Annotated in this window: 18 protein-coding genes and 1 tRNA gene; 7 read left to right on the top strand and 12 right to left on the bottom strand. The window is 72.3% G+C overall.

Annotation, left to right across the window (positions count from 1 at the left end):
- Positions 1–123 precede the first annotated feature (123 nt).
- Positions 124–1,269 (bottom strand): 4-hydroxyphenylpyruvate dioxygenase, encoded by a 1,146-nt coding sequence (gene hppD / locus ACF1G2_RS05990; protein ID WP_391797105.1) that lies wholly within the window; start codon positions 1,267–1,269, stop codon positions 124–126.
- A gap of 121 nt (positions 1,270–1,390) precedes the next feature.
- Between hppD and ACF1G2_RS05985 the strand changes: the two genes are divergently transcribed.
- The 4 genes from ACF1G2_RS05985 to ACF1G2_RS05970 all read left to right on the top strand — a co-directional run bounded on the left by ACF1G2_RS05985 (position 1,391) and on the right by ACF1G2_RS05970 (position 4,057).
- Positions 1,391–1,867 carry an Lrp/AsnC family transcriptional regulator gene (locus tag ACF1G2_RS05985; protein ID WP_391797104.1) on the top strand — a complete coding sequence of 159 codons (477 nt, stop codon included), beginning with the start codon at positions 1,391–1,393 and terminating at the stop codon, positions 1,865–1,867.
- Between the two features lie 86 nt (positions 1,868–1,953).
- Complete coding sequence (locus tag ACF1G2_RS05980) at positions 1,954–2,544, top strand: ArsR/SmtB family transcription factor (RefSeq protein ID WP_391797103.1); 591 nt, start codon at positions 1,954–1,956, stop codon at positions 2,542–2,544.
- A gap of 17 nt (positions 2,545–2,561) precedes the next feature.
- The gene (locus ACF1G2_RS05975) at positions 2,562–2,747 is read left to right on the top strand and encodes a hypothetical protein (protein WP_391797102.1); all 186 of its coding nucleotides are present in this window, start codon (positions 2,562–2,564) and stop codon (positions 2,745–2,747) included.
- On the top strand, positions 2,744–4,057 hold the full coding sequence (locus tag ACF1G2_RS05970) for an MFS transporter (RefSeq protein WP_391797101.1): 1,314 nt from the start codon (positions 2,744–2,746) through the stop codon (positions 4,055–4,057). The genes ACF1G2_RS05975 and ACF1G2_RS05970 overlap by 4 nt, the downstream gene beginning before the upstream one ends.
- On the opposite strand, the gene ACF1G2_RS05965 is transcribed toward ACF1G2_RS05970, so the two are convergent.
- Positions 3,990–4,784 carry a S16 family serine protease gene (locus tag ACF1G2_RS05965; RefSeq protein ID WP_391797100.1) on the bottom strand — a complete coding sequence of 265 codons (795 nt, stop codon included), beginning with the start codon at positions 4,782–4,784 and terminating at the stop codon, positions 3,990–3,992. The genes ACF1G2_RS05970 and ACF1G2_RS05965 overlap by 68 nt on opposite strands.
- A gap of 9 nt (positions 4,785–4,793) precedes the next feature.
- The gene (locus ACF1G2_RS05960) at positions 4,794–5,993 is read right to left on the bottom strand and encodes an alpha/beta hydrolase family protein (RefSeq protein ID WP_391797099.1); all 1,200 of its coding nucleotides are present in this window, start codon (positions 5,991–5,993) and stop codon (positions 4,794–4,796) included.
- 90 nt (positions 5,994–6,083) lie between these two features.
- Between ACF1G2_RS05960 and ACF1G2_RS05955 the strand changes: the two genes are divergently transcribed.
- Positions 6,084–7,079: an ArsR/SmtB family transcription factor gene (locus ACF1G2_RS05955; RefSeq protein WP_391797098.1), complete on the top strand. Its 996-nt coding sequence runs from the start codon at positions 6,084–6,086 to the stop codon at positions 7,077–7,079.
- Between the two features lie 492 nt (positions 7,080–7,571).
- On the opposite strand, the gene ACF1G2_RS05950 is transcribed toward ACF1G2_RS05955, so the two are convergent.
- The 5 genes from ACF1G2_RS05950 to ACF1G2_RS05930 all read right to left on the bottom strand — a co-directional run bounded on the left by ACF1G2_RS05950 (position 7,572) and on the right by ACF1G2_RS05930 (position 12,676).
- Positions 7,572–8,213: an IclR family transcriptional regulator gene (locus tag ACF1G2_RS05950; protein WP_260229619.1), complete on the bottom strand. Its 642-nt coding sequence runs from the start codon at positions 8,211–8,213 to the stop codon at positions 7,572–7,574.
- A gap of 445 nt (positions 8,214–8,658) precedes the next feature.
- Positions 8,659–10,449: a DEAD/DEAH box helicase gene (locus tag ACF1G2_RS05945; protein ID WP_391797097.1), complete on the bottom strand. Its 1,791-nt coding sequence runs from the start codon at positions 10,447–10,449 to the stop codon at positions 8,659–8,661.
- Between the two features lie 107 nt (positions 10,450–10,556).
- Entirely contained in the window at positions 10,557–10,940 is a 384-nt protein-coding gene (locus ACF1G2_RS05940; protein ID WP_391797096.1) for a type II toxin-antitoxin system death-on-curing family toxin, read from the bottom strand.
- Complete coding sequence (locus ACF1G2_RS05935; protein WP_351576789.1) at positions 10,941–11,138, bottom strand: Arc family DNA-binding protein; 198 nt, start codon at positions 11,136–11,138, stop codon at positions 10,941–10,943.
- 71 nt (positions 11,139–11,209) lie between these two features.
- Positions 11,210–12,676 carry an MFS transporter gene (locus ACF1G2_RS05930; RefSeq protein ID WP_391797095.1) on the bottom strand — a complete coding sequence of 489 codons (1,467 nt, stop codon included), beginning with the start codon at positions 12,674–12,676 and terminating at the stop codon, positions 11,210–11,212.
- A gap of 316 nt (positions 12,677–12,992) precedes the next feature.
- Between ACF1G2_RS05930 and ACF1G2_RS05925 the strand changes: the two genes are divergently transcribed.
- Positions 12,993–13,064 (top strand) — tRNA-Cys (locus tag ACF1G2_RS05925).
- Positions 13,065–13,340: 276 nt separating this feature from the next.
- On the opposite strand, the gene ACF1G2_RS05920 is transcribed toward ACF1G2_RS05925, so the two are convergent.
- Positions 13,341–15,203: a DUF262 domain-containing protein gene (locus tag ACF1G2_RS05920; RefSeq protein WP_391797094.1), complete on the bottom strand. Its 1,863-nt coding sequence runs from the start codon at positions 15,201–15,203 to the stop codon at positions 13,341–13,343.
- 271 nt (positions 15,204–15,474) lie between these two features.
- Here ACF1G2_RS05920 and ACF1G2_RS05915 point away from each other — a divergent pair, with 271 nt between their 5' ends.
- Positions 15,475–15,870, top strand: a complete 396-nt coding sequence (locus ACF1G2_RS05915; RefSeq protein ID WP_391797093.1) for a hypothetical protein — start codon at positions 15,475–15,477, stop codon at positions 15,868–15,870.
- Between the two features lie 24 nt (positions 15,871–15,894).
- Here ACF1G2_RS05915 and ACF1G2_RS05910 read toward each other — a convergent pair whose 3' ends face one another.
- From ACF1G2_RS05910 to ACF1G2_RS05900, 3 genes are read right to left on the bottom strand one after another with little or no spacing between them, the layout of a single operon-like run.
- A complete protein-coding gene (locus tag ACF1G2_RS05910) occupies positions 15,895–18,210 on the bottom strand; it encodes a xanthine dehydrogenase family protein molybdopterin-binding subunit (RefSeq protein WP_391797092.1) in 2,316 nt (771 codons plus the stop codon).
- Positions 18,207–19,583 (bottom strand): 2Fe-2S iron-sulfur cluster-binding protein, encoded by a 1,377-nt coding sequence (locus ACF1G2_RS05905; protein WP_391797091.1) that lies wholly within the window; start codon positions 19,581–19,583, stop codon positions 18,207–18,209. The genes ACF1G2_RS05910 and ACF1G2_RS05905 overlap by 4 nt, the downstream gene beginning before the upstream one ends.
- On the bottom strand, positions 19,580–20,455 hold the full coding sequence (locus tag ACF1G2_RS05900; RefSeq protein ID WP_391797090.1) for an FAD binding domain-containing protein: 876 nt from the start codon (positions 20,453–20,455) through the stop codon (positions 19,580–19,582). Before ACF1G2_RS05900 ends, ACF1G2_RS05905 begins: the two co-directional genes overlap by 4 nt.
- Between the last annotated feature and the right edge of the window lie 225 nt (positions 20,456–20,680).

Below are 20,680 nucleotides of genomic sequence, written 5' to 3'. Positions count from 1 at the left end.
CAGCGGGGGGATTGCCCACACGGTAGACGGGGCCGCGGCGCTCCGGCGCCTCCCCCGCGGGCGCCGGAGCGCGCGAGACGGGCCCGGGGCAGACACCCGCCCGGGCCCGCCGGTCTTCGCGGACTACAGGTTCCCGCGCTTCTCCTGCTCCCGCTCGATCGCCTCGAACAGCGCCTTGAAGTTGCCCTTGCCGAATCCCATCGAGCCGTGACGCTCGATCATCTCGAAGAAGACGGTCGGACGGTCCTGGACCGGCTTCGTGAAGATCTGCAGCAGGTACCCGTCCTCGTCGCGGTCGACGAGGATCTTCAGCTCACGCAGGGTCTCCACCGGCACGCGCGTCTCGCCGGCCCACTCGCCGAGCGTGTCGTAGTAGGAGTCCGGGGTGTCGAGGAACTGGACACCGGCGGCGCGCATGGAGCGGACCGTCGCGACGATGTCGTTGGTGGCCAGCGCGATGTGCTGGACGCCCGCGCCGCCGTAGAACTCCAGGTACTCGTCGATCTGCGACTTCTTCTTCGCGATCGCCGGCTCGTTGATCGGGAACTTCACCTTGAGGGTGCCGTCCGCGACGACCTTCGACATCAGGGCCGAGTACTCGGTCGCGATGTCGTCGCCCACGAACTCCTTCATGTTCGTGAAGCCCATGACCTTGTTGTAGAAGCCGACCCAGTCGTTCATCTTGCCGAGCTCGACGTTGCCGACGCAGTGGTCGATGGCCTGGAAGGTGCGCTTGGCCGGCGGCTCGACGATGGGGGCGGCGGCGACGAAGCCCGGCAGGTAGGGGCCGTCGTAGCCGGAGCGCTCGACGAGGGTGTGGCGGGTCTGGCCGTACGTCGCGATGGCGGCGAGGACGACGGTGCCGTTCTCGTCCTTCACCTCGTACGGCTCGGTGATTCCGGTGGCGCCGTGCTCGACGGCGTAGGCGTACGCGGCGCGCGCGTCGGGCACCTCGATCGCCAGGTCGACGACGCCGTCACCGTGCTCGGCGACGTGCTCGACGAGGAAGCGGCCCCAGTCGGTGGAGGCCTTGATGACGGAGGTGAACACGAAGCGGGCGGCGCCGTTCGTCAGGACGTAGCTGGCGGTCTCGCGGCTGCCGTTCTCCGGTCCGGAGTAGGCGACGAGCTTCATGCCGAAGGCCGTGGAGTAGTAGTGCGCGGCCTGCTTGGCGTTGCCGACGGCGAAGACGACCGCGTCCATTCCCTTCACGGGGAAGGGATCGGCCTGCCGCGCCGTGGAAGGGGAGTGATCGATGGTCTCAGTCATGACGGCAGAGTCCCGCCGATCGGCAAGCTGCGCAATAGTTCGCCGAGCGGCTGGGCAATCTGTACAGCCGCAGGTCAGTATGGCCGGGGGACTTGTACAGGATGACCATGAGGAGGCCTCTGTGGCGATCGATCATCTGGACGGCCGGCTGATCGTGCTTCTCGCACGCGAGCCGCGGATCGGGGTGCTGGAGGCGTCGCGCCGGCTGGGCGTGGCGCGCGGCACGGTGCAGGCGCGTCTGGACCGTCTTCAGGCGCAGGGGGTGATCCGCGGCTTCGGCCCGCAGGTCGATCCGGCGGCGCTCGGCTATCCGGTGACCGCGTTCGCGACGCTGGAGATCAAGCAGGGGCAGGGGCCGGACGTACGGGAGCACCTGGCGACCGTGCCCGAGGTGCTGGAACTGCACACGACGACGGGGCACGGCGACATGCTCTGCCGGCTGGTGGCGCGCTCCAACGCGGACCTCCAGCGGGTGATCGACCGGGTCGTCGGCATCGAGGGGATCATGCGGGCCTCCACGGCGATCGTGATGGAGAACCCCGTACCGCTGCGGATCATCCCGCTGGTGGAACAGGCGGCGGAGGACGGGCCGCTGTAGCCGCCTCCCTGCCCCTCACCGTCTTCCAAAGAAGTAGTTGCAAAGAACCTCTTGCAAGCCTTTCTTTGCAACTCTACTGTTGAGCCATGCCCGAGCCCGAGAAGCCCAGGAAGCCCGAGAGCCGCACACTCGACCCGCGCTCGCTGCGCGGGCTGGCCCACCCGCTCCGGATCCAGCTGCTGCGCGCCCTGCGCCACCACGGCCCCGCCACCGCCTCGCAACTCGCCGAGCGGCTCGGCGAGTCCAGCGGCGCGACCAGCTACCACCTCCGCCAGCTCGCGGCGCACGGCTTCGTCGAGGACGACCCGACGCGCGGGAAGGGGCGGGAGCGGTGGTGGAAGGCGGCCGTGCAGGGCACGACGTTCGACGAGTCGCTCTACCACGACCCGGACCCCGAGGTCAGGGGCGCCGTCGAGGTCTACCTCCACGAGATCGCGACCATCCACACCCAGGAGCTCAACACCTGGCTCGGCACCCGGCAGGAATGGGACGAGAGCTGGCTCGGCGCCTCCGACATGAGCGACTTCACCCTCCGCCTTCCGCCGGAGCGGCTGCGCGAACTCAGCGAGAAGATCCACGAGTTGATCGGCTCCTACAGCGAGGGCGCCGGCCCCGACACCCCGGGCGCCGCCCGCGTACGGATGCACCTGCACGCGTTCCCCCAGTACGAGAACTGAGAAGGGACCACGAGACCATGCACTCCGACATCCACCTCCGGCTCCACCACCTCGACGCGGCCGAACTCCACAGGGCCGCCGCCGAAGCCCTCCCCCACGTCCCGGTCCGCACGCAACTGGGCTGGGCACTGGTCACGTGGGGACTCCGGCTCGCCGTTCCCGCCCATCCCGCCACCGCCTGCCGGAAACCGCTCGCCGTATGAGCACCCCGGGGGGACGTGCTCCACTGGCCACCGTCCTGGCCGCCAACGCCATCTCCGTCACCGGCAATTCACTCACCCTCATCGGCGTCCCGTGGTTCGCGCTCGACACCACGGGCAGCCCCGGAAAGGCGGGGCTCGTCGCCTTCTGCGCGGCCCTGCCCGTCGTCGTCTCCGCGATCGTCGGCGGCCCGGTCGTCGACCGGATCGGCCGCCGCCGGGTCAGCGTCGCCTCCGACCTCGTCTGCGCCCTCGCGCTGGCCGCGATCCCGCTCCTCCACCGCGCCGGTGTGCTCCAGTTCTGGATGCTGTGCGCGCTGATGGCCGTGACCGGCCTCTTCCACGCTCCGGGCGAGACCGCCCGCTCCGTCCTCATCCCCGATCTCGCCGACCACGCCGGTACCCCGCTCTCGCGCGCCGCGAGCCTCTTCGACGCCGTCTCGCGGGGCGCCCGGATGGCCGGAGCCGCCCTCGCCGGCGTGCTCGTCGCGGTCCTCGGCGCCGACACCGTCCTGATCATCGACGCCGCCACCTTCGGGCTCTCCGCCCTGCTGATCCTCGTCGGCCTCCGGGGACTGCCGGCCGCGGCGCCGCTGCGGGACCCGGTCCCCTTCTCGCCCGCCCGCTACCGGGCCGATCTGCGCGAGGGCTACACCTTCGTCCTCCGGTCCCGGCTGATCCTCGGCATCGTCCTGATGGTGATGGTCACCAACGGTCTCGGCCAGGGCTGGATCGCGGTGCTGCTCCCCGTCCACGCCCGGGAGAACCTCGGCGGCCCCGCCGCCCTCGGCCTGCTCGTCTCCGTCTTCGGCGGCTGCGCTCTGCTGGGAGCGCTGGCGTACGGGGCGGTCGGCCACCGCTTCCCGCGCCGGGCGGTCCTCATCGCGGGCTTCCTGCTCTGCGGCGCACCGCCGTTCACCGTGGCCGCCCTCACCGACACCACGCTGCCGCTGCTCGTCACCATGGCGGCGGGCGGGTTCGGGGCCGGTGTGCTGAACCCGATCCTGACGACGGTGATGTACGAGGTGATCCCGGACGGGCTGCGCAGCCGGGTCTCCGGCGTGACCACGGCGGGGGTGCTCCTGGCGACGCCGCTCGGGGGCCTCGCCGCCGGGCAGCTCGTCGAGGGGACCGGTCTGGTGACCGCGCTGCTCACGCTCGCCGGGGTCTACTTCCTGGCCACGCTCGCGCCGATGGTCTTCCCGTCCTGGCGCACGATGGAGGCACCGGCGAAGGACGGACGGGTCAGCAGCTCCGGACCTTCGCTTCCTGGCCCTGCTCCAGCGCCCGGAGCGACGCCACGGCGTCGGTGAGCGTCGAGACGGGGATCAGCCGCATCCCCTCCGGCAGCTCGGCCTGGGCGTCGGAGCACTCCGCCTCGGGCACGAGGAAGACGCTCGCCCCGTCGCGCGCCGCGGCCTGGGTCTTCAGCGACACCCCGCCGACGGCGCCGACCGTGCCGTCCGGCTCGATCGTGCCCGTACCGGCGACGGTCCGGCCGCCGGTGAGGTCTCCGTCGGCGCCGTAGCCGTCGAGCTTGTCGACGATCCCGAGGGAGAAGAGGAATCCTGCGCTCGGCCCGCCGATGTCGGCGAGGTGGAGCGTGACCTTCACGTCCTTCGGGTCGAGCTTCAGATAGCCGAGGGCGGCCAGGGTGGCGGCGTCCTGCGACTCCTTCATCTCACCCAGGTTGTGCTCCTCCACCTCGGCGTCCGACTTGCCCGGCGGGTAGACGGAGTCGCGCGGCAGCACGGCCTGGTCCGTACGGAACCAGGCGTCGGCGATGTCGGCGAAGTCGTTGTCGACGCTCGGTCCGGTGGCCACGATCGTGGTCATCAGCAGCTCGCCCTCGGTGTCCCGGACGGGTGCCCCGCTGATCGTGATCACCTGACGCCCGTCGACCGACCCGAGCACGTCGGCGGTCGTTCCGGGCGAGGCGATGGCGTACGGCAGCGGCGCGAGCCCGACGGCGGCGAGGAGCGCGGCGACGGGCAGGGCGCAGAGGGCGAGCGCACGGGTACGCGTGAGACTGGTGAGCACGCCCCCAATCTACTGGGCGCCCGCCGGCACCCGACGGCCGAAGAACCCCCGCACCTGGTGACGCACGGCACGCACGGCCTCCCGCGCCCCGATCGCGCCGACGAGCCGGATCCGGTCGGCCGAGCCGATCAGCCCGGCGGCCTGGAGCTGGGGCACGAGCGCCGCGTAGTCGGTGAACACCCCGTGCGCCGCGTCGTCGAGCTGCCGTCGGCGGACCCGCCCCCCGGACCGTGCGAGCACCGCGTCCCAGGAGCGGTCGAGCCGGGCGTCGCGGTACCCGTCGGTGCCGAGCAGGAGCAGCGGCCGGTCGACGCCGTAAAGGGCCACGGGGAAGAGCGTGCCGTCCACCTGGTCCAGATACCCCTCCAGGTTCACGGCGGCGGCGAGCCTGGGGTCGTCGTAGAGGGCCTGCGCGGCGGCGGTGCCGCCCGCGGAGTGCCCGTAGATCCCGACCCGTTCCAGGTCGAGCGCGCGGCCGAGGGGCCCTCCCAGGGCTTCGAGCCGGTCGAGGACGAGACGGAGGTCCGCGAGCCGGGTGTCGATCATCGTGCGGAACTGCTCGGCGGTGGGCGGTCCGAGGAGGACCGTCTGCCGCACCCGGTCACGCCCCGGCCGCGGGCCGGGGAACTCCACCTGGCCGGCGTCGCCGGGGTGGTCGACGGTGACGACCACCCAGCCGTGACTGGCCAGCTCCTCCGCGAGCGAGGTGCCCATGGAGCGGGCCTCGCCGCCACCGGGGCTGTAGAGCAGCACGGGCCATCGGCCGGGCAGGACGGGGGCGCCGACGTGGGAGTGCGTACGGGTGGCCGCCCAGTCCACGCCGGCCTGGGGCAGCCCGTGGACGGCGTGGGCGAGGAAGGCGAAGAGTTCGGCCTCGCCCGAAGTCAGCTGCGGCGCGCGCGGGTATCCGCGGACCGTGCGGGCGGGGTGGAGGACGGTGACCATCACCTCCCGCACGCCGATCGCGGGCTCCCAGGGGTCGTTGCGGGAGGGGTCGACGAGGTGGAGGGTCGTGGCGCCGATCCGGTACGGGCCGGTGGGCGCGGGCAGCCGAAGCGCGAGCGCGGAGGCGGCGGAGTCGGGCGCGGAGGCGGCGGAGGCGGGCGCGGAGGCGCGGGCGGTGCCCGGCGCGAGCGCGAGCGCGGCGGCGAGGATGCCCGCTCGGGTGACGGTCCGTCGGGTCGGAGAGGTCGCTCGGGAAGGGGTCATGCGGACAGGCTGGCGCGGGGAGGGGGCTTCGGACGAAGGTTGAGGCTGTGATCGAAAGGCTTGCGGGGAGCGCGGAATGAGGCGACGGCGTTGACACGGATCCGGTTCACGGCCGAGGACCTGGCCCGGGTGCGGTTCGCCGCCCGGCCGGCCCCTCTGCCGGAGCTGAACGCGGCCTTCATGATGCTGTTCGCGGGCGGCGGCGAGCTGCTCCACGGCCGTTGGCGACGGCGGGTGCTGCGGTCCCTGCCGGACGCCGTGGCCCCGCTCGCGGACCTCGTTCCCGGCGGCGATCCCCCACTCTTCCTCGACGTGCTCGGCGAGACTCCGGCCGAGGGCCTGGACCTGGTGGAGGCGGCTCCGGCGGAGCTGGTGCGATCCGAGCTGGAGCGGGTCTACGCCGGTCGTCCCGCCCCGCGCTGGATCCGCGAGCTCCACGCGGGCGGGAAGGACGCCGGGCGTGTGCTGCGCCGGGCCCAGCGGGCGGCGTACGAGACGGTCGTGGCACCGGTGTGGCCGCTGGTGCAGGACCAGCACCGTGCGGAGTTCGCCCGGCACGCGCTGACGGTCGCCGAGCACGGGATCGGCGCCGCCCTGGAGGTCCTGGTCCCCGGCACCCGGCTGCATGACGGAGTCTGGGAATGGCCGGCGGTGTCCGCCTCTCCGGCAGCCGAGCGGGAGATCCGCCTCGCAGGGCGTGGCCTCGTCCTCCTGCCGACCTTCCACTGGACCGGCCGGCCGCTCGTCCAGGACCGGCCGGACCGGCCGGTGGTCGTGACGTACGCGGCGGGCCCCGGGCTGCCGCTCACTCCGGACATCGCACCTGGCACGGAGGAGTCCCTGGCGACCGTCCTGGGCCGCACCCGCCTCGAACTCCTCCGGGCCCTCAGCGCGCCGCACACGACGACATCGCTGGCCCGCCGTCTGGGCGTCAGCAACGCGACGGCCTCGGCCCACGCCTCGGCGCTGCGAGGGGCGGGCCTGGTCACGACGGCACGGGCGGGCAGAGCGGTGGCACACCGCAGAACGGCACTGGGCGACCTGCTGCTGGCTCCCGCGGCGGGCACAGGCCCCGGCGCACCCTAGCGCCCTAGCGCGGGAGCGCGGGAGCGCCCTGACACAGGGGCGTCCCGACACAGGGGCGTCCCGATGCAGGCGCGCCCCGACTCAGGCGCGCCCTGACCAAGGAGCGTCCTCACGCACGCGCGCCCCGACGCAGGGGCGTCCCGACGCAGGGGCGTCCCGATGCAGGCGCGCCCTGACCAAGGAGCGTCCTCACGCAGGCGCGCCCCGACTCAAGCGCGTCCCGACGCAGGGGCGTCCCGACGCAGGCGCGCCCCGACGCAGGCGCGGCCCGACGCAGGCGCGCCCCGACCCAGGAGCGTCCTCACGCAGGCGCGCCCCGGCTCAGGCGCGCCCTGACGCAGAGGCGCCCTGACCCAGGAGCGTCCTCACGCAGGCGCGCCCCGACTCAAGCGCGTCCCGACGCAGGGGCGTCCCGACTCAGGCGCGCCCCGACTCAGAGGCACCCCGACTCAGAGGCGTCCCCCCGCACGCGTGCCCCGACGTGGGCGCGCCCTAGCGCAGGGCGTCGGCGACCTCGCGGGCCGCGTCGACCACCCTCGGGCCCACCCGTTCCGGGACCGCGTCCGCGAGCATCACGACGCCCACGCTGCCCTCGATGCCGGTGATGCCGACCAGCGGGGCCGCGGCACCGCTCGCGCCCGCCTCCAGCTCGCCGTGGGTCAGCGTGAACCCCGGCTCGATCAGGCTGCCCTGCCGGGCCGCGAGGATGGCGCGGCCCGCCGCGCCCCGGTCCAGCGGGTGCCGGAACCCGGCCCGGTAGGCCACGTGGTAGTCGGTCCAGGTCGGCTCGACGACGGCGACCGCCAGCGCCTCCGCCCCGTCCACGAGGGTGAGATGGGCCGTCGCGCCTATGTCCTCGGCCAGGGAACGCAGCGCGGGCAGCGCCGCCTCCCGTACGAGCGGATGGACCTGGCGGCCGAGGCGGAGCACGCCGAGGCCCACCCGGGCGCGACCGCCCAGGTCGCGGCGTACGAGCGCGTGCTGTTCGAGTGTGGCGAGCAGACGGTAGACGACGGTCCTGTTGACCCCGAGTCGGTTGGACAACTCGGTGACGGTCAGGCCGTGGTCGGTGTCGGCGAGCAGTTTGAGGACTCTGAGTCCCCGGTCGAGCGTCTGGGAGGTTTCCGCGGTCACGACGCCCTCTCCTTCGGAGTGAGTGACGGCGGACCTTCAAACGAGAGCAGCGGCGCCGGTCCCGCGGCGACGCACGTCAGAGGCCGCCGGCAGGCCATGCGCACCGGCTGCGCTCCGCGGCGGCGCTGCCACGGGGCGTTTGCATTGCGGGGACAGTAGCGAGCCACTCCGCTCAGCGGAAGACCTCGTCCAGAATCCGGGCGCGAGCGGCTGAATACCGCCGGTCGGCGCGTGGCGGTGTGCGGTCCCGTCCGCTCAGCGGTGCACGACCGTCCTGAGCGACGCGGGACCGTCCGCTCAGCGGCACACGGGCCCGCCCGGAGGGGCGGACGACCGTGCGCTCGGCGGCACACGGACCGTCCTGAAGCGGCGCGCGCACGGCCCGTCCGAGCGGCACACGGCTGCCCGTCCGCTCACCTTCGTACGAGTGCCGGCGTCTGCGGGTTCAGCGCATCCGGGTGGCCCACTCCTGGACCTTCTTGATCCGCTCGCGGATCTGCCCGGCGGTCGCCTCCGCGCTGGGCGGGCCACCGCACACCCGCCGCAGCTCGGTGTGGATCACGCCATGGGGCTTGCCGCTCTGGTGAACGTACGCACCGACCATCGTGTTGAGCTGTTTCCTCAGCTCAAGAAGCTCCTTGTGGGAAACGACGGGCCGCCGCTCGGCCGGAAGCTCCAACAGGTCAGCCTCGGTGTCCGGCTTCTTGCGGCTGTGCGCGATCTGCCGGGCCTGCCTCTTCTGGAGGAGCAGCTGCACCTGGTCGGGTTCGAGGAGGCCGGGGATGCCGAGGTAGTCCTGTTCCTCCTCGCTGCCCGGGTGGGCCTGCATGCCGAACTCGGCGCCGTCGTAGAGCACGCGGTCGAAGACGGCGTCGGACTCCAGCGCCTCGAAGGGCAGCATGTCCTGCTCGCCGGTGTCCTCGTCCTGCTGCTTCTCGGCCTCCGCCATCTCCTTCTCGGACTCGGCGTACGGGTCCTCCTCGCCGTCCTTCTTCGGCTTGTCGAGGACGTGGTCGCGCTCGACCTCCATCTCGTTGGCGAAGCCGAGGAGGTTGGGGATCGTGGGAAGGAACACGGAGGCCGTCTCGCCGCGCCTGCGGGAACGTACGAAACGTCCGACGGCCTGGGCGAAGAAGAGCGGGGTCGAGATGGTCGTCGCGTACACGCCCACGGCGAGGCGGGGGACGTCGACGCCCTCGGACACCATGCGGACGGCGACCATCCAGCGTTCGTTGTTCTCGCTGAACTCGTCGATCCGCTTGGAGGCGGCGGCCTCGTCGGAGAGGACGACGGTGGCCTTCGTACCGGTGATCTCGCGGATGAGCTTGGCGTAGGCGCGAGCGGAGTCCTGGTCGGAGGCGATGACGAGGCCGCCGGCGTCGGGGATGCCCTTGCGAACCTCGGTGAGGCGCTGGTCCGCGGCGCGCAGGACGTTCGGCATCCAGTCGCCGCGGGGGTCGAGCGCGGTGCGCCAGGCCTGGGAGACGGCGTCCTTGGTCATGGGCTCGCCGAGGCGGGCGGCGATCTCGTCGCCGGCCTTGGTGCGCCAGCGCATGTTGCCGCTGTAGGAGAGGAAGATCACGGGCCGGACGACACCGTCGCCGAGGGCGTTGCCGTAGCCGTAGGTGTAGTCGGCGGACGACCGCCGGATGCCGTCGTTCCCCTCCTCGTACGTGACGAAGGGGATGGGGTTGGTGTCGGAACGGAAGGGCGTACCGGTCAGGGCGAGGCGGCGGGTCGCCGGGTCGAACGCCTCCAGGCAGGCCTCGCCCCAGGACTTCGAGTCACCGGCGTGGTGGATCTCGTCGAGGATGACGAGGGTCTTGCGCTGCTCGCAGCGGTTGCGGTGGAGCATGGGGCGTACGCCGACACCTGCGTAGGTGATCGCGACGCCGTGGTACTCCTTGCTGAGCGGCCCGGCGCTGTAGTCGGGGTCGAGCTTGATCCCTATCCGTGCGGCGGCGGCCGCCCACTGCTTCTTCAGGTGCTCCGTGGGGGCGACGACCGTGACCTGCTGCACGACGTGGTGGTGCAGCAGCCAGGACGCGAGGGTCAGCGCGAAGGTGGTCTTTCCGGCGCCGGGCGTCGCGACCGCGAGGAAGTCGCGCGGCTGCTCCTGGATGTACTTCTCCATGGCACCCTGCTGCCAGGCTCGCAGCTTGTTGGCGGTGCCCCAGGGGGCCCGCCCGGGGAAGGCGGGAGAGAGGTGATGGGAGGAGGTGGCGGTGGTAGTCACGGTCTCCGGTTCGACGCTCGTCCAGATATGACAACCGGGCCACCTTACCGGCGGCCCGGCCGGAACCTCGTACGAACGCCCCGGGGTCCGGCCGGGTGCGACTCAGCTCACGTCGCCTCGTGCAGACCGCGCAGCCGGCGCGCGATCAGGGTGACGTCCTCCAGATCGCCGGTGGCCACGTCGATGACGAGCTTGTACGCCTCGTCCTGGTCCACGTCGACCATCTCGGTGCCGTTGAAGTCGAGGAAGACGACCGTGCACATCCACGCCATGCGCTTGTTGCCGTCGACCAGCGGATGGTTCACCGCGAGCGACTGAAGCAACCCGGCAGCCTTCTCGAAGAGGTCGGTGTAGGCCTCGATCCCGAACATCTGGGACTGGGGCCGGTGCACCGCGGAACTGAGCAGCCCCAGGTCGCGCACGGCGATCTGCTGTCCCGCGCAGGCGAGCTCCGCGAGGTCCAGGACCTCCTGGACCGTCAGGTACTTCACCTACTCCCCCAGGCGCTTCAGCAGATCGGCATGGCGCACCGCGTACTTGGCGCCGAGCTTGCGAACGGCTTCACGGTCCGCCTCCTGCTCCAGGTAGCGGTCGATCGCCTGAAGCACTATGGCGTGCATGCTGCGGCCCTCCTCCTCAGCGCGGAGCTTGAGGGCCTCTTGCTGGTCGTCGCGGAGACGCAGGTTCATTGCCATACCAAAACGGTATCAGCTGTGGGGTCATCGTGATACCGGACGGTCACTCCCACTCGCGGGCACCGTCAAACGCCCGCCTTGGCCGCCCGCAGCCGGGTCGCGACCCAGGCCCCCGCCAGGGCCACCGCCGCCATCGGGAGGAAGACGGCCGCGAAGGCCACCGGGTGGCCCGCTCCGCCCGCGGTGACCGCGTGGCCGACCGCTCCTCCGCCCAGCGCCGCGAACGCCGCGCCGCCCACGGCGAGCAGCAGCACGTTCGACAGACCGTCCGAGATCTGCAGCGCCGCGGAGTTCGCGCCCGCCTCCTCCGGCGCGGAGAGCTTCAGGAGCAGCACGCTCGTGGAGGCGATCACCATGCCCATGCCCAGGCAGCCGTAGCCCCACGCGACCGCCACCACCCACACCGGGACCGCCTCGACCAGGACGGTCGGCGCCGTGCCGATCGCCGCCGCGACGAGCAGCATCCCGATCACGACGAGCCGTTCGCGGTACGGCTCCGTCCACGGCCGCGACTGGATCCACGACCCGAGCGCCCAGGTCGCCCCGCCGACCGCGAGCGACAGGCCGGCGAGCGTGGGGCTCATCCCCCGCTGGGTGACGAGCATGAGCGGTACGAAGGACTCCGCGGCGATGAAGGAGCCCGCCGCGATCCCCCGCAGCAGCACCACCGACGGCAGCCCCCGCGCGGCCCGGTAGGTTCCGCGCGGCAGCAGGCCGAGCACCGCCGGCACGAGCAGCGCCGCGCCCGCCACCGCCGGGAGGAGCGAGAGCCAGCGCAGCTCCTGACCGGCGTACTGGAGCAGCCCCGCGCCGGCCGAGATGCCGAGGGCGAGCCGGATCCGCCGGCGGTCGTACGGCGGGAGGGGCGCGGCCGGGTCGGCGGGACCGGAGGCGGTGCGGCGGATGGCGGGCAGGGCGAGGGCGAGGGCGGGGACGACGAGAACGGGGATCCCGACGAAGACCCAGCGCCAGCCCAGGTGCTCGGTGATCGTCCCGGAGGCGAGCGGACCGACGACGGACGGGATGACCCAGCTCGCCGCGAAGGCGGCCATGATCGCGGGTCGTAGCTGTTCGGAGTAGGCGCGGCTGACGATGACGTACAGCGCGACGATCACCAGCCCGCCGCCGAGGCCCTGGACGGCCCGTCCGGCGATGAAGAGCCACATCGTGCCGGCGGTCCCGGAGAGCAGCAGCCCGGCGGCGAAGGCGCTGATGCCGACGGCGAGCGGGGCGAGGGGCCCGCCGCGGTCGGACCACTGCCCGGAGAGGACCATGGCGAAGAGGCTGGTGGTGAAGTAGGCGGAGAAGGCGAAGGCGTAGAGCGGGATTCCGTTCAGCTCGCGCGCCGCGACCGGCATGGCCGTCCCGACAGCGGTCGCCTCGAAGGCGATGAGCAGGACGACGGAGACGATGCCGATGCTGAGCGCCCGGTGCTCGCGGTCGAGCACGGAACCGCCGTCCGGGGAGAGGACGGCGGCGGAGATGTCCGGAGCGACGCCGGGGTCGGCGTCACGGGGTTCGAGGGCGCTCATGGAGCCAGCGTAAGGGGCATAAAGCGGAATGGACCCTGTCCGGAGAAGGGTCTCGCCTGGTCCCTTGGTCGTAGGCCCGGCCCGGCGGCCGACCGCCGGAGCGGACGGCGGACCCGGCAGCGGACCGGGCAGCGGACCGGGCAGCGGACCCATCGCCGAACCGGTCAGCGGACCGGTCGGCGAACCGGCGGCGGACCGGCGGCGGACCGGCGGCGGATCGCCCACCGTGAACGCGGTATGGCAGTCGTGTTGCGGCCCCCGGGAATCCCTTGAGCCACGCCCGCCCCCGCCCTAGGTTCGAACTCGTCACCAACACGGCCGTGTGCCCGAGTGGTTCAGGGGCTCGCCTGCAAAGCGAGTTACGCGGGTTCAATTCCCGCCACGGCCTCTACCTGTCTGACCAGGAAGAACGAAAGGGCGGCACCCCGTCGGGGTGCCGCCCTTTCCGGCTGTCCGTCTCAGTTCCCGTCTCAGCTTAGGGATACGAGAGAGGAACCTGTGGCGCCCCGCACCGCAGGTATAAGGACAGCGGGAACTCTTCGGTGGTCAATTTTGCCAGTCGACGAGCGCCCTGGTGGCCGAGGCGAACGCCCGACCACCGGGCCACCCGGCCGAGCCGAAGCCCACCACCGGGCGCGGCCCGTGAGGCGCAGAACGAGCCCAGTCAGTCGGTGTCGCCCTTGGGCTTCGGCCATGCCTGTAGGGCGATGTGGGCAAGCCACAAGGTGCGCAGCTGAATCCGGTCCTCGTCCCAGCACTCGACCCAACGCTCGTTGCTCCACTTGTCCTGAAGCCCCTCCGGCGCGGAGAGCACTGACGAGGTCGTCAGCCGCAAAAGGCTGTGAGCACCCAGGCTGTCCTTCTTGTGAGGCCATTCCCGGTTACTCAACGACGGGTTGAGCTTCGTGGTGGTGAGCGTGAGATTGCCGAGCTGATGGACCGCCTCATGTCGCTTCTTCAAGGCCTCCTCGCTGTCAACGTCGTTCAGCGGCCAGTGCGTCTCCCATTTCTGCGGCAGAACATGCTCAATGTTCAGCCGGGAGTCCGCACTGGAAAGTGCCGGCGCGTGCTCGGTCTTCGGCGTCCGCAGGTGATTCTCCAGTCCGACCAGCAGAGCCTTCAACCGGGCACGGTAGGAACGACGGTAGAGATCGTTCGCGATCAGGGCTGCAAGGAACGTCCGGTCGTCAGGCCACAGCCGGGCGTCGGCCGTTTGATTCCGCAGGCTGCGCACGACGGCGTGACCGGCCCGAGCGGGATCGCTCTGCTGAGCATCGGCCAGTACCTGGACGAAGAGTCGGTTGTAGTCCTTCGTCGTCATCAGGCAGACGGCTCGCCGCATGAGAAAGGAGTCGATGGCGCGGGCCGCGATCGCTCGCTGGCCGTTCGGTACGTCGTCCGTCGCGTGCAGATAGAGCAGCACCGGCCACGGCGTCGTCGTCATGGTCTGCATGCGGTCGAGCAAACGGCCGGTGGGATCGGTCAGCGGCAATCCCCGAACCCGCTGATACGTCTCGGCATAATGCCTGATGTCCCGGATCACGTCCGAAGCCTGCCGGCCACTTTCCGGTAGCCACTTCTTGACGTCGGCGAACAGGTGCTCCACCAGGACGTCTTGACGCTTTTGAACAGTCAGCCAATAGGCCAGGAGCAGGTCGATCCGGGCCCGCCTGATGCGTCCGGTGGTGACCTGACCGCGCCAGGGTTCGGCATCCAGAGGCAGCCAGGCGTTCATCAACAGCTCCTCGGAGTGCTGATGCTCCCCCTGCGACTCGACGGTCTGGAAAAGGAGGTTCTTCACGAGGTCCGCAGCGTCGAGGCGCACTCCACGGTGGTTCAGCGCCTCGAAGATCACCTGCGGGTCGTCACCCGCGTCCAGGACGATCTCGACGAGCTGCATGCGCTCTTGAAGCGTGTAGAACAGGTCGTCGAGCCGCTGGGCCGGGTTGGGCGCGGCCTTGGCCCAGTCGCCGATCTCCTGCTCGAACCACACGCGGGCACGGACCAGCCGGTGGTCGGGGGCGGGCGCCGTACCGTCGTCGTCGCTCCCACGTACGGCCCAGAGGAATGCCGCACGGTCCTGAGGGAGCGGCCAGACCTTGTAGCGGTCGTCCGGGAACGCCTCGTGAACCGTCTCCGCCCGGTTCTCCAGCAGACTCGTGAAACGCCCGACGACGCTGTCGGCGGCAATGTCGTGGGCGACAGCCCGAGCCGCCGCGAAGAGGATCTGCAGCGTGGTCATGCGCTGCTGGCCGTCGATGATGTGGGACGAACCGAGGCGCCGGGGCGGCCGGTACCGCTCCTGTACGACCACGGCGCCCAGGAAGTAGGTGCGCGGCTTCGACTGCCCCGTACCGCTCTGGGGCTCTGTCTCCGCCTCCACCTCCTCCGCCGCCGTCCGGACGTCCATCCACAAGGGTTCCCAATTGTCCTCCTGATCCCATACATAGGGCCTCTGGAAGATCGGGATCACGCTCTGGTGGTCGTTCGCGAAGACCTTCCCCAGCTTGACGTCGCCGGCCTGCATCGCCCCTCCGGTCCCCCAGCACCTGCATGGTCATCGGAGCGTAACGGCGCAGCGCCGGATCCGATCGCCCTTCCGGTGAACGTCCGCACTCGCAAAGCCAATTGAGCTGACGGTGCTTGGGCCTGGCATCACGAGCGGTTCACCCTGGCGTCCGCCAGGAGAGCAGGAGAGGGCGAAGGAGGATCGGCGCTCATGTGGTTCCGGGTTCGGTTCCGATCACGGCCTCCATACGATCTTCACACCGACACGCCGCCTGTGTCACAGTCCGCTCATGACCGACATCGGTGTGAGACGCAGACTGGGCGCGCTCGTCGGAGCCGCCGTATCCGGCGCGGTGCTGCCGGGGATCACCCTCGAAGGCGACACCGCTGACGCGGTACTCGGCACGCTGCTGGCCGGGCTCGTGATCGCCGTCCTGACGCAGCTGATCCACATCGGCCCGTCCGAGCCCGTCCCCGCCCTCCCTCTGCTGGCCTTCGCCGCGGCGGGCTTCGTCCAGGACGCCCTGATCTGGTGGCTGCTGTCCTGGCTGGGCGACGAGATCGGGCTGATGCACGTGGAGGGCTTCGGCACGATCCTGCTGGCCGCCCTGATCACCCGCGCGTCGATCCTCGCCCTCTCCCTCCTCGGCGCCCGGCGCGGCACGGAGGACGCGGTCGCGGACTGACCCCCGTGCCGAGGGGAACCGGCCCTACGCCGTCACCGCTCCCACCGCCGCCTGCGGGCGGATCGGGAGGCGGTTGACCGGGCGGCCGGTCGCCGCGCGGACCGCCGAGGCCACCGCCGCCGGGGAGGTGACCACCGGGACCGCGCTCGCCGCCTTCGCCCCGAAGGGGGCCACCACGTCGCGCTCCTCGACGAGCTTCACGATGCGGATGTCCGGGGCGTCCAGGGCCGTCGGGAGCGCGTAGCCCGTCAGGTCCGGGTGCCGCAGCAGGCCGCGCGCCGTGCGGAGGTTCTCCGTGAGGGCCGCGCCGACGCCCTGCGTGACACCGGCCTCGATCCGGGTGGTCAGCTGCGCCGGGTTGAGGACGCGGCCGACGTCCTGGGCGACGGCCATCTCCACCACGCGGACCGCGCCCAGCTCGATGTCGACGTCCACCACCGCGCGGATCGCGCAGAAGGCGAGGCCCACGAAGGCGTCGCCCTGGCCCGACTCGTCCAGGGGCTCGGTCGGGTGCGGCCGGCACTGGGCGGTCGCCCAGAGCTCCTTGCCGTCCATCGCCTCCGTGACCGTGGTCGACAGGACACCGTCGTACGACGTGATCTTGCCGTCGGTGATCTGGAGCAGCTCCGTCGACATGCCGAACTTGTGCGCCAGGGGCTGCAGCAGCTGCGTACGGACCATCTTCGCCGCGCGCTCCACCGCCCCGCCCGACACCCAGGTGTGACGGCCGTGCGTCGCCGGACCGGCCGGCGGCTGGTCGGTGTCGACCGAGGCGACGTGGACCTCCTCCAGGCCCAGCGTCTCCTGGACGATCTGGCGGGCCAGCGTCGAGAAGCCCGAACCCGTGTCCACGGCGGCGCAGATGACCGTGGCCACGCCGTCCTGGACCTTCACCGTCGCCGTCGAGACCTCGTCCGCGCCCTCCGCGCCGAGCATGTGCACCATGCCGAGCGCGTAGCCGACGCCCCGGCGCACCGCGCCCGGTTCGCCCGCGCCCTCGGGCCCGCCCGGCAGCAGCCAGTCCTCCTCGGGGGTGTCCATCGGCAGGGACGGCAGGGGGAAGTCACGGACGGCGGCCAGCAGTTCCGCCACCGGCGCCGGGCACGTCACCGTCTGGCCCGTCGGGAGGATGTCCCCGGTGGCCAGGACGTTGCGCAGCCGTACGTCGACCGGGTCCACGCCCAGCTTCGCCGCCAGCTTGTCCATCTGTGCCTCGTACGCCGCGCAGACCTGCATCGCTCCCTCGCCCCGCACATGGCCGGACGGCGGGTTGTTCGTACGGACCGCCCAGCCCTCGATGAAGGCGTGCGGGACGACGTACGGACCGCAGGCGAAGGAGACGGCGGCGGCGAGGGACTCCGAGGACGCGTCCGCGTAGGCACCGGCGTCCAGCAGGATCTGCGCCTCCACCTTCACCAGCCGGCCCTCCGCGTCCGCGTGGTGGCGGTAGCGCAGCAGCGTCGGGTGACGGTGGGCGTGGCCGAGGAAGGACTCCTCGCGCGTGGCGGTCAGCTTGACCGGGCAGCCGGTGCGGAGCGCGAGCAGGCCCAGCGGGATCTGGAAGCCCGGGTCGTCACGGTCGCCCGTCGCCCCCGGAACGCCCGTCACGACGACCTTGACCTGGTCCGGCGTGAGGCCGAAGCAGGCCGCGGCCAGGTCGCGGTCGGTGTGCGGGTCGGTGGAGGCGGTGTAGATCTCGACCCCGCCGTCGGGGCGCGGGACGGCGAGTCCGGCCTCCGCTCCGATAGGGGCCGGGTCCTGGCGTCCGATCCGGTACAGGCCCTCTACCACGACCTCGCCCGTCGCCTCGGCGTCGCCGAACCGCAGCGGGATGTGGCGGATCAGGTTCCCGTCCGGGTGCAGCGCCTCCGCGGCGAAGGCCTTCTCCGGGTCCGTGACCGGCTCCAGGACCTCGTACTCGACGGCGATCGCCGCCGCCGCGAGCCGGGCGGTGTCCGGGTGGTCCGCGGCCACGGCGGCGATCGCCTCGCCGTGGTGGCGGACGAGCTCGGCCGCGAAGACCGGACGGTCGGCCACGGTCCGGCCGTACGTCGCCGCCCCGGGCAGGTCGGCGTGGGTCACCACGGCCCGCACGCCGGGCATGTCGGCCGCCGCCGTCGTGTCGATCGACACGATCCGGGCGTGGGGGTGCGGCGAGCGCAGGATCGCCGCCCACAGCAGGCCTTCGGCCCACAGGTCGGAGGCGTACGGGAAGGTGCCCTCGGTCTTGGCCCGGGAGTCGGCCGACGCGAGGGAGGTTCCCAGGCCGTGCGCCACGGGCTCCTGCTCGACGTCGAGCGCCGCCGCGGGAGTGGTGGCGGTGGTCGCGTCGCCGGTCACGCCGTGCCTCCGTCGTGCGGGTGGGGAATCTGGTGCGGGATGCGGGGTTCGTCGGCCGACGCGGCCGCCTGCGCGTCGCGCTCGGCGACGACCTCCCGGACGGCGTCGAGCACGCCCCGGTAGCCCGAGCAGCGGCAGAGGTTGCCGCAGAGCGCCTGGCGGGTCTCCAGCTCGGTCGGAGCGTGGTTCCCCTCCAGCAGGTCGTGCACGGTCATGGCCATGCCCGGTACGCAGAAGCCGCACTGGACGGCCCCGCAGCGGGCGAGGGCGCGCTGGACGTCGGACGGTTCGCCGTCGGTCGCCAGGCCCTCGACCGTACGCACCTCACTGCCGGCGGCCGTCGCGGCGGGCACCAGGCAGGAGGCGACGAGCCGGCCGTCGACCTGGACGTTGCACGCGCCGCACTCGCCCTGCGAGCAGCCGTCCTTGGCACCGGCCAGGCCGAGCCGCTCGCGCAGGACGTAGAGCAGCGACTCGCCGATCCAGGACTCCGTCACCGGGCGGTCGGCGCCGTTCACCCGCAGGACGTACGAGATGTGCGGGTGCTCGTCGCTGTCCGTGCTGGTGCCGGTCGAGACGGCAGGGACCTCGGCGACATCGGAGACGTCGGAGACGTGAGGGACGTCGGGGGCCTGAGGCGCCTCGTGGGGCTCCAGAGCCTCGTAGGTCTCCAGGGCCTCGTGCGTCTCCAGAGCCCCGGGTGCCCCGGAGGCGTCCAGGGCCTCGGAGGTCTCGGAGGCCTCCAGGCCGCCCGTGAACGCCTCCGGCCCGCCGTCCGCGGCCGGAGCCGCTCCGTCCCCCTCCGTCGGCTCCGTGGCCGGTTCCTGGACCGCCCACGGCGCCTGCGCGCCGCCCGGCAGGGTCGCCGGGGCGCTGCTCGCGTACTGCGCCAGCATCGACGTCGTGTACTCGCCGGATTCGTCCGAGGTGTCCGAACCGTCCGTCACCACCGGGATCTTCCACTGCCCGGTCGGCGAGGGGTCGGGCGTCTCCCCCGCGTCGAAGCGCCACTGGCCGGTCGTGTGCGGATCGGGCTCCGCGCTCTCCGCGAAGCTCCACTGCCCCGTCGCGTGCGGGTCCGGGTCGACGGGCTGCTCCGGCGCGTCCGGAGCCGTCGTCTCCGCGGCCGTCGGGACCTGCACCACCCACTGCCCCGTGGCCGCCGGGTCGGTCCCCGCGGCCGGGGTGAGCGGAGTCAGCGGCATGATCATCGGCGGTACGTAGCCGTGACCCGGCGCCTCCAGCGGGACGCCGTCGAGCATGAACTCGGGGGGCAGCTGCACGAACGCCGTGGCGTCGCCGTCGTACCCCTCGCTCTGCGGGATCGGCTCCCAGCCGCCCCCGCCCGCGTTTCCGTTCGGTTCTTCGCTCACGACAGCGCCCTCCCCAGTGCCCGTCGAGCCAGCGCGGCGACCGTGCGCCGCAGGTGCAGTACGGCCGGTGGCAGCTGCTCGTCGCCCGGCGGGTCCGGGATGCACGCCGCCGCCACGTACTCGCCGAACGCCGTCAGCGCCTCCGGCGCGAGGCCCCGGTCGCCGTCCCAGTCGACCAGCGAGGCGATCCAGTGCTCCGCCTCCAGCGGCCGCAGCGGCATCGGGGCGATCGCGCCGACCGCGCAGCGCACCCCGCGCCGCGCCGGGTCGAGGACGACCGCGACGGAGGCGGTGGCGCGCGCCGGGCCGGTGCGGCCGGTCGCCTTGAGGAAGACCTGCGGGGCGTGCAGGAGGGGTACGCGGACGAACGCGACCAGCTCGCCGGGGGCCAGCAGGTCGCGGCCCGCCAGCAGATGGGAGACGGGGATCTCGCGCGTGCCGAGCGGGCCCATGACGACGAGGTCGGCCTCCAGGGCCGCCAGGACGGGCAGGGAGTCGCCGGTGGGAGCCGCGGTGACCACGTTGCCGCCGAGGGTGCCGGCGTTGCGGATCTGGGGCGGCCCTGCGGCGCGCGCGGCGGCGGCGAGGGCGGGGATGAGGGCCGCGAAGTCGGGGCGGCCCATCCGGGCGTGGGTCAGACCGGCGCCGAGGAGCGCGTGGCCGTCCTGGTACTGCCAGCCGCGGATCTCGTTGATGCGGCCGAGGCCGACCAGACCGGCGGGCCTGAGCTGTCCCTTGTTGACGGCGGCCATCAGGTCCGTGCCGCCCGCGACCGGTACGGCGGCGGGCATGGCGGCGAGTGCCGCCACGGCCTCGTCGAGCGAGGCGGGCAGCGTCACGGACTGCGCCGTCTGTGGTGCGTGCGTGGTCAACCCGCTGCCCCTTCCCGGTGTCCCCGGCGGTCCCCGACTCGTCCCCGGCTGTCACGCCTGTGTGGCCGTACCGTACGTGCTCACAGCCCGGACGTGGCAACTCTGGCACATCTTCCGAGCCGTCCGACGCGAGGGTCCGCGAAGGACGGTTCCGTCCGGGAAGCCGTACCGGAGACGGTAACTTCCGTGTTGCCGCTCTTGGGTGACGTGGGGACGCGACCTGCC

The sequence above is a fragment of the Streptomyces sp. NPDC013457 genome, from assembly GCF_043089925.1.
Taxonomy (GTDB): Bacteria; Actinomycetota; Actinomycetes; order Streptomycetales; family Streptomycetaceae; genus Streptomyces.
The sequence above is the reverse complement of the archived record's forward strand: the minus strand, read 5'-3'. Positions and strand labels throughout refer to the sequence as shown.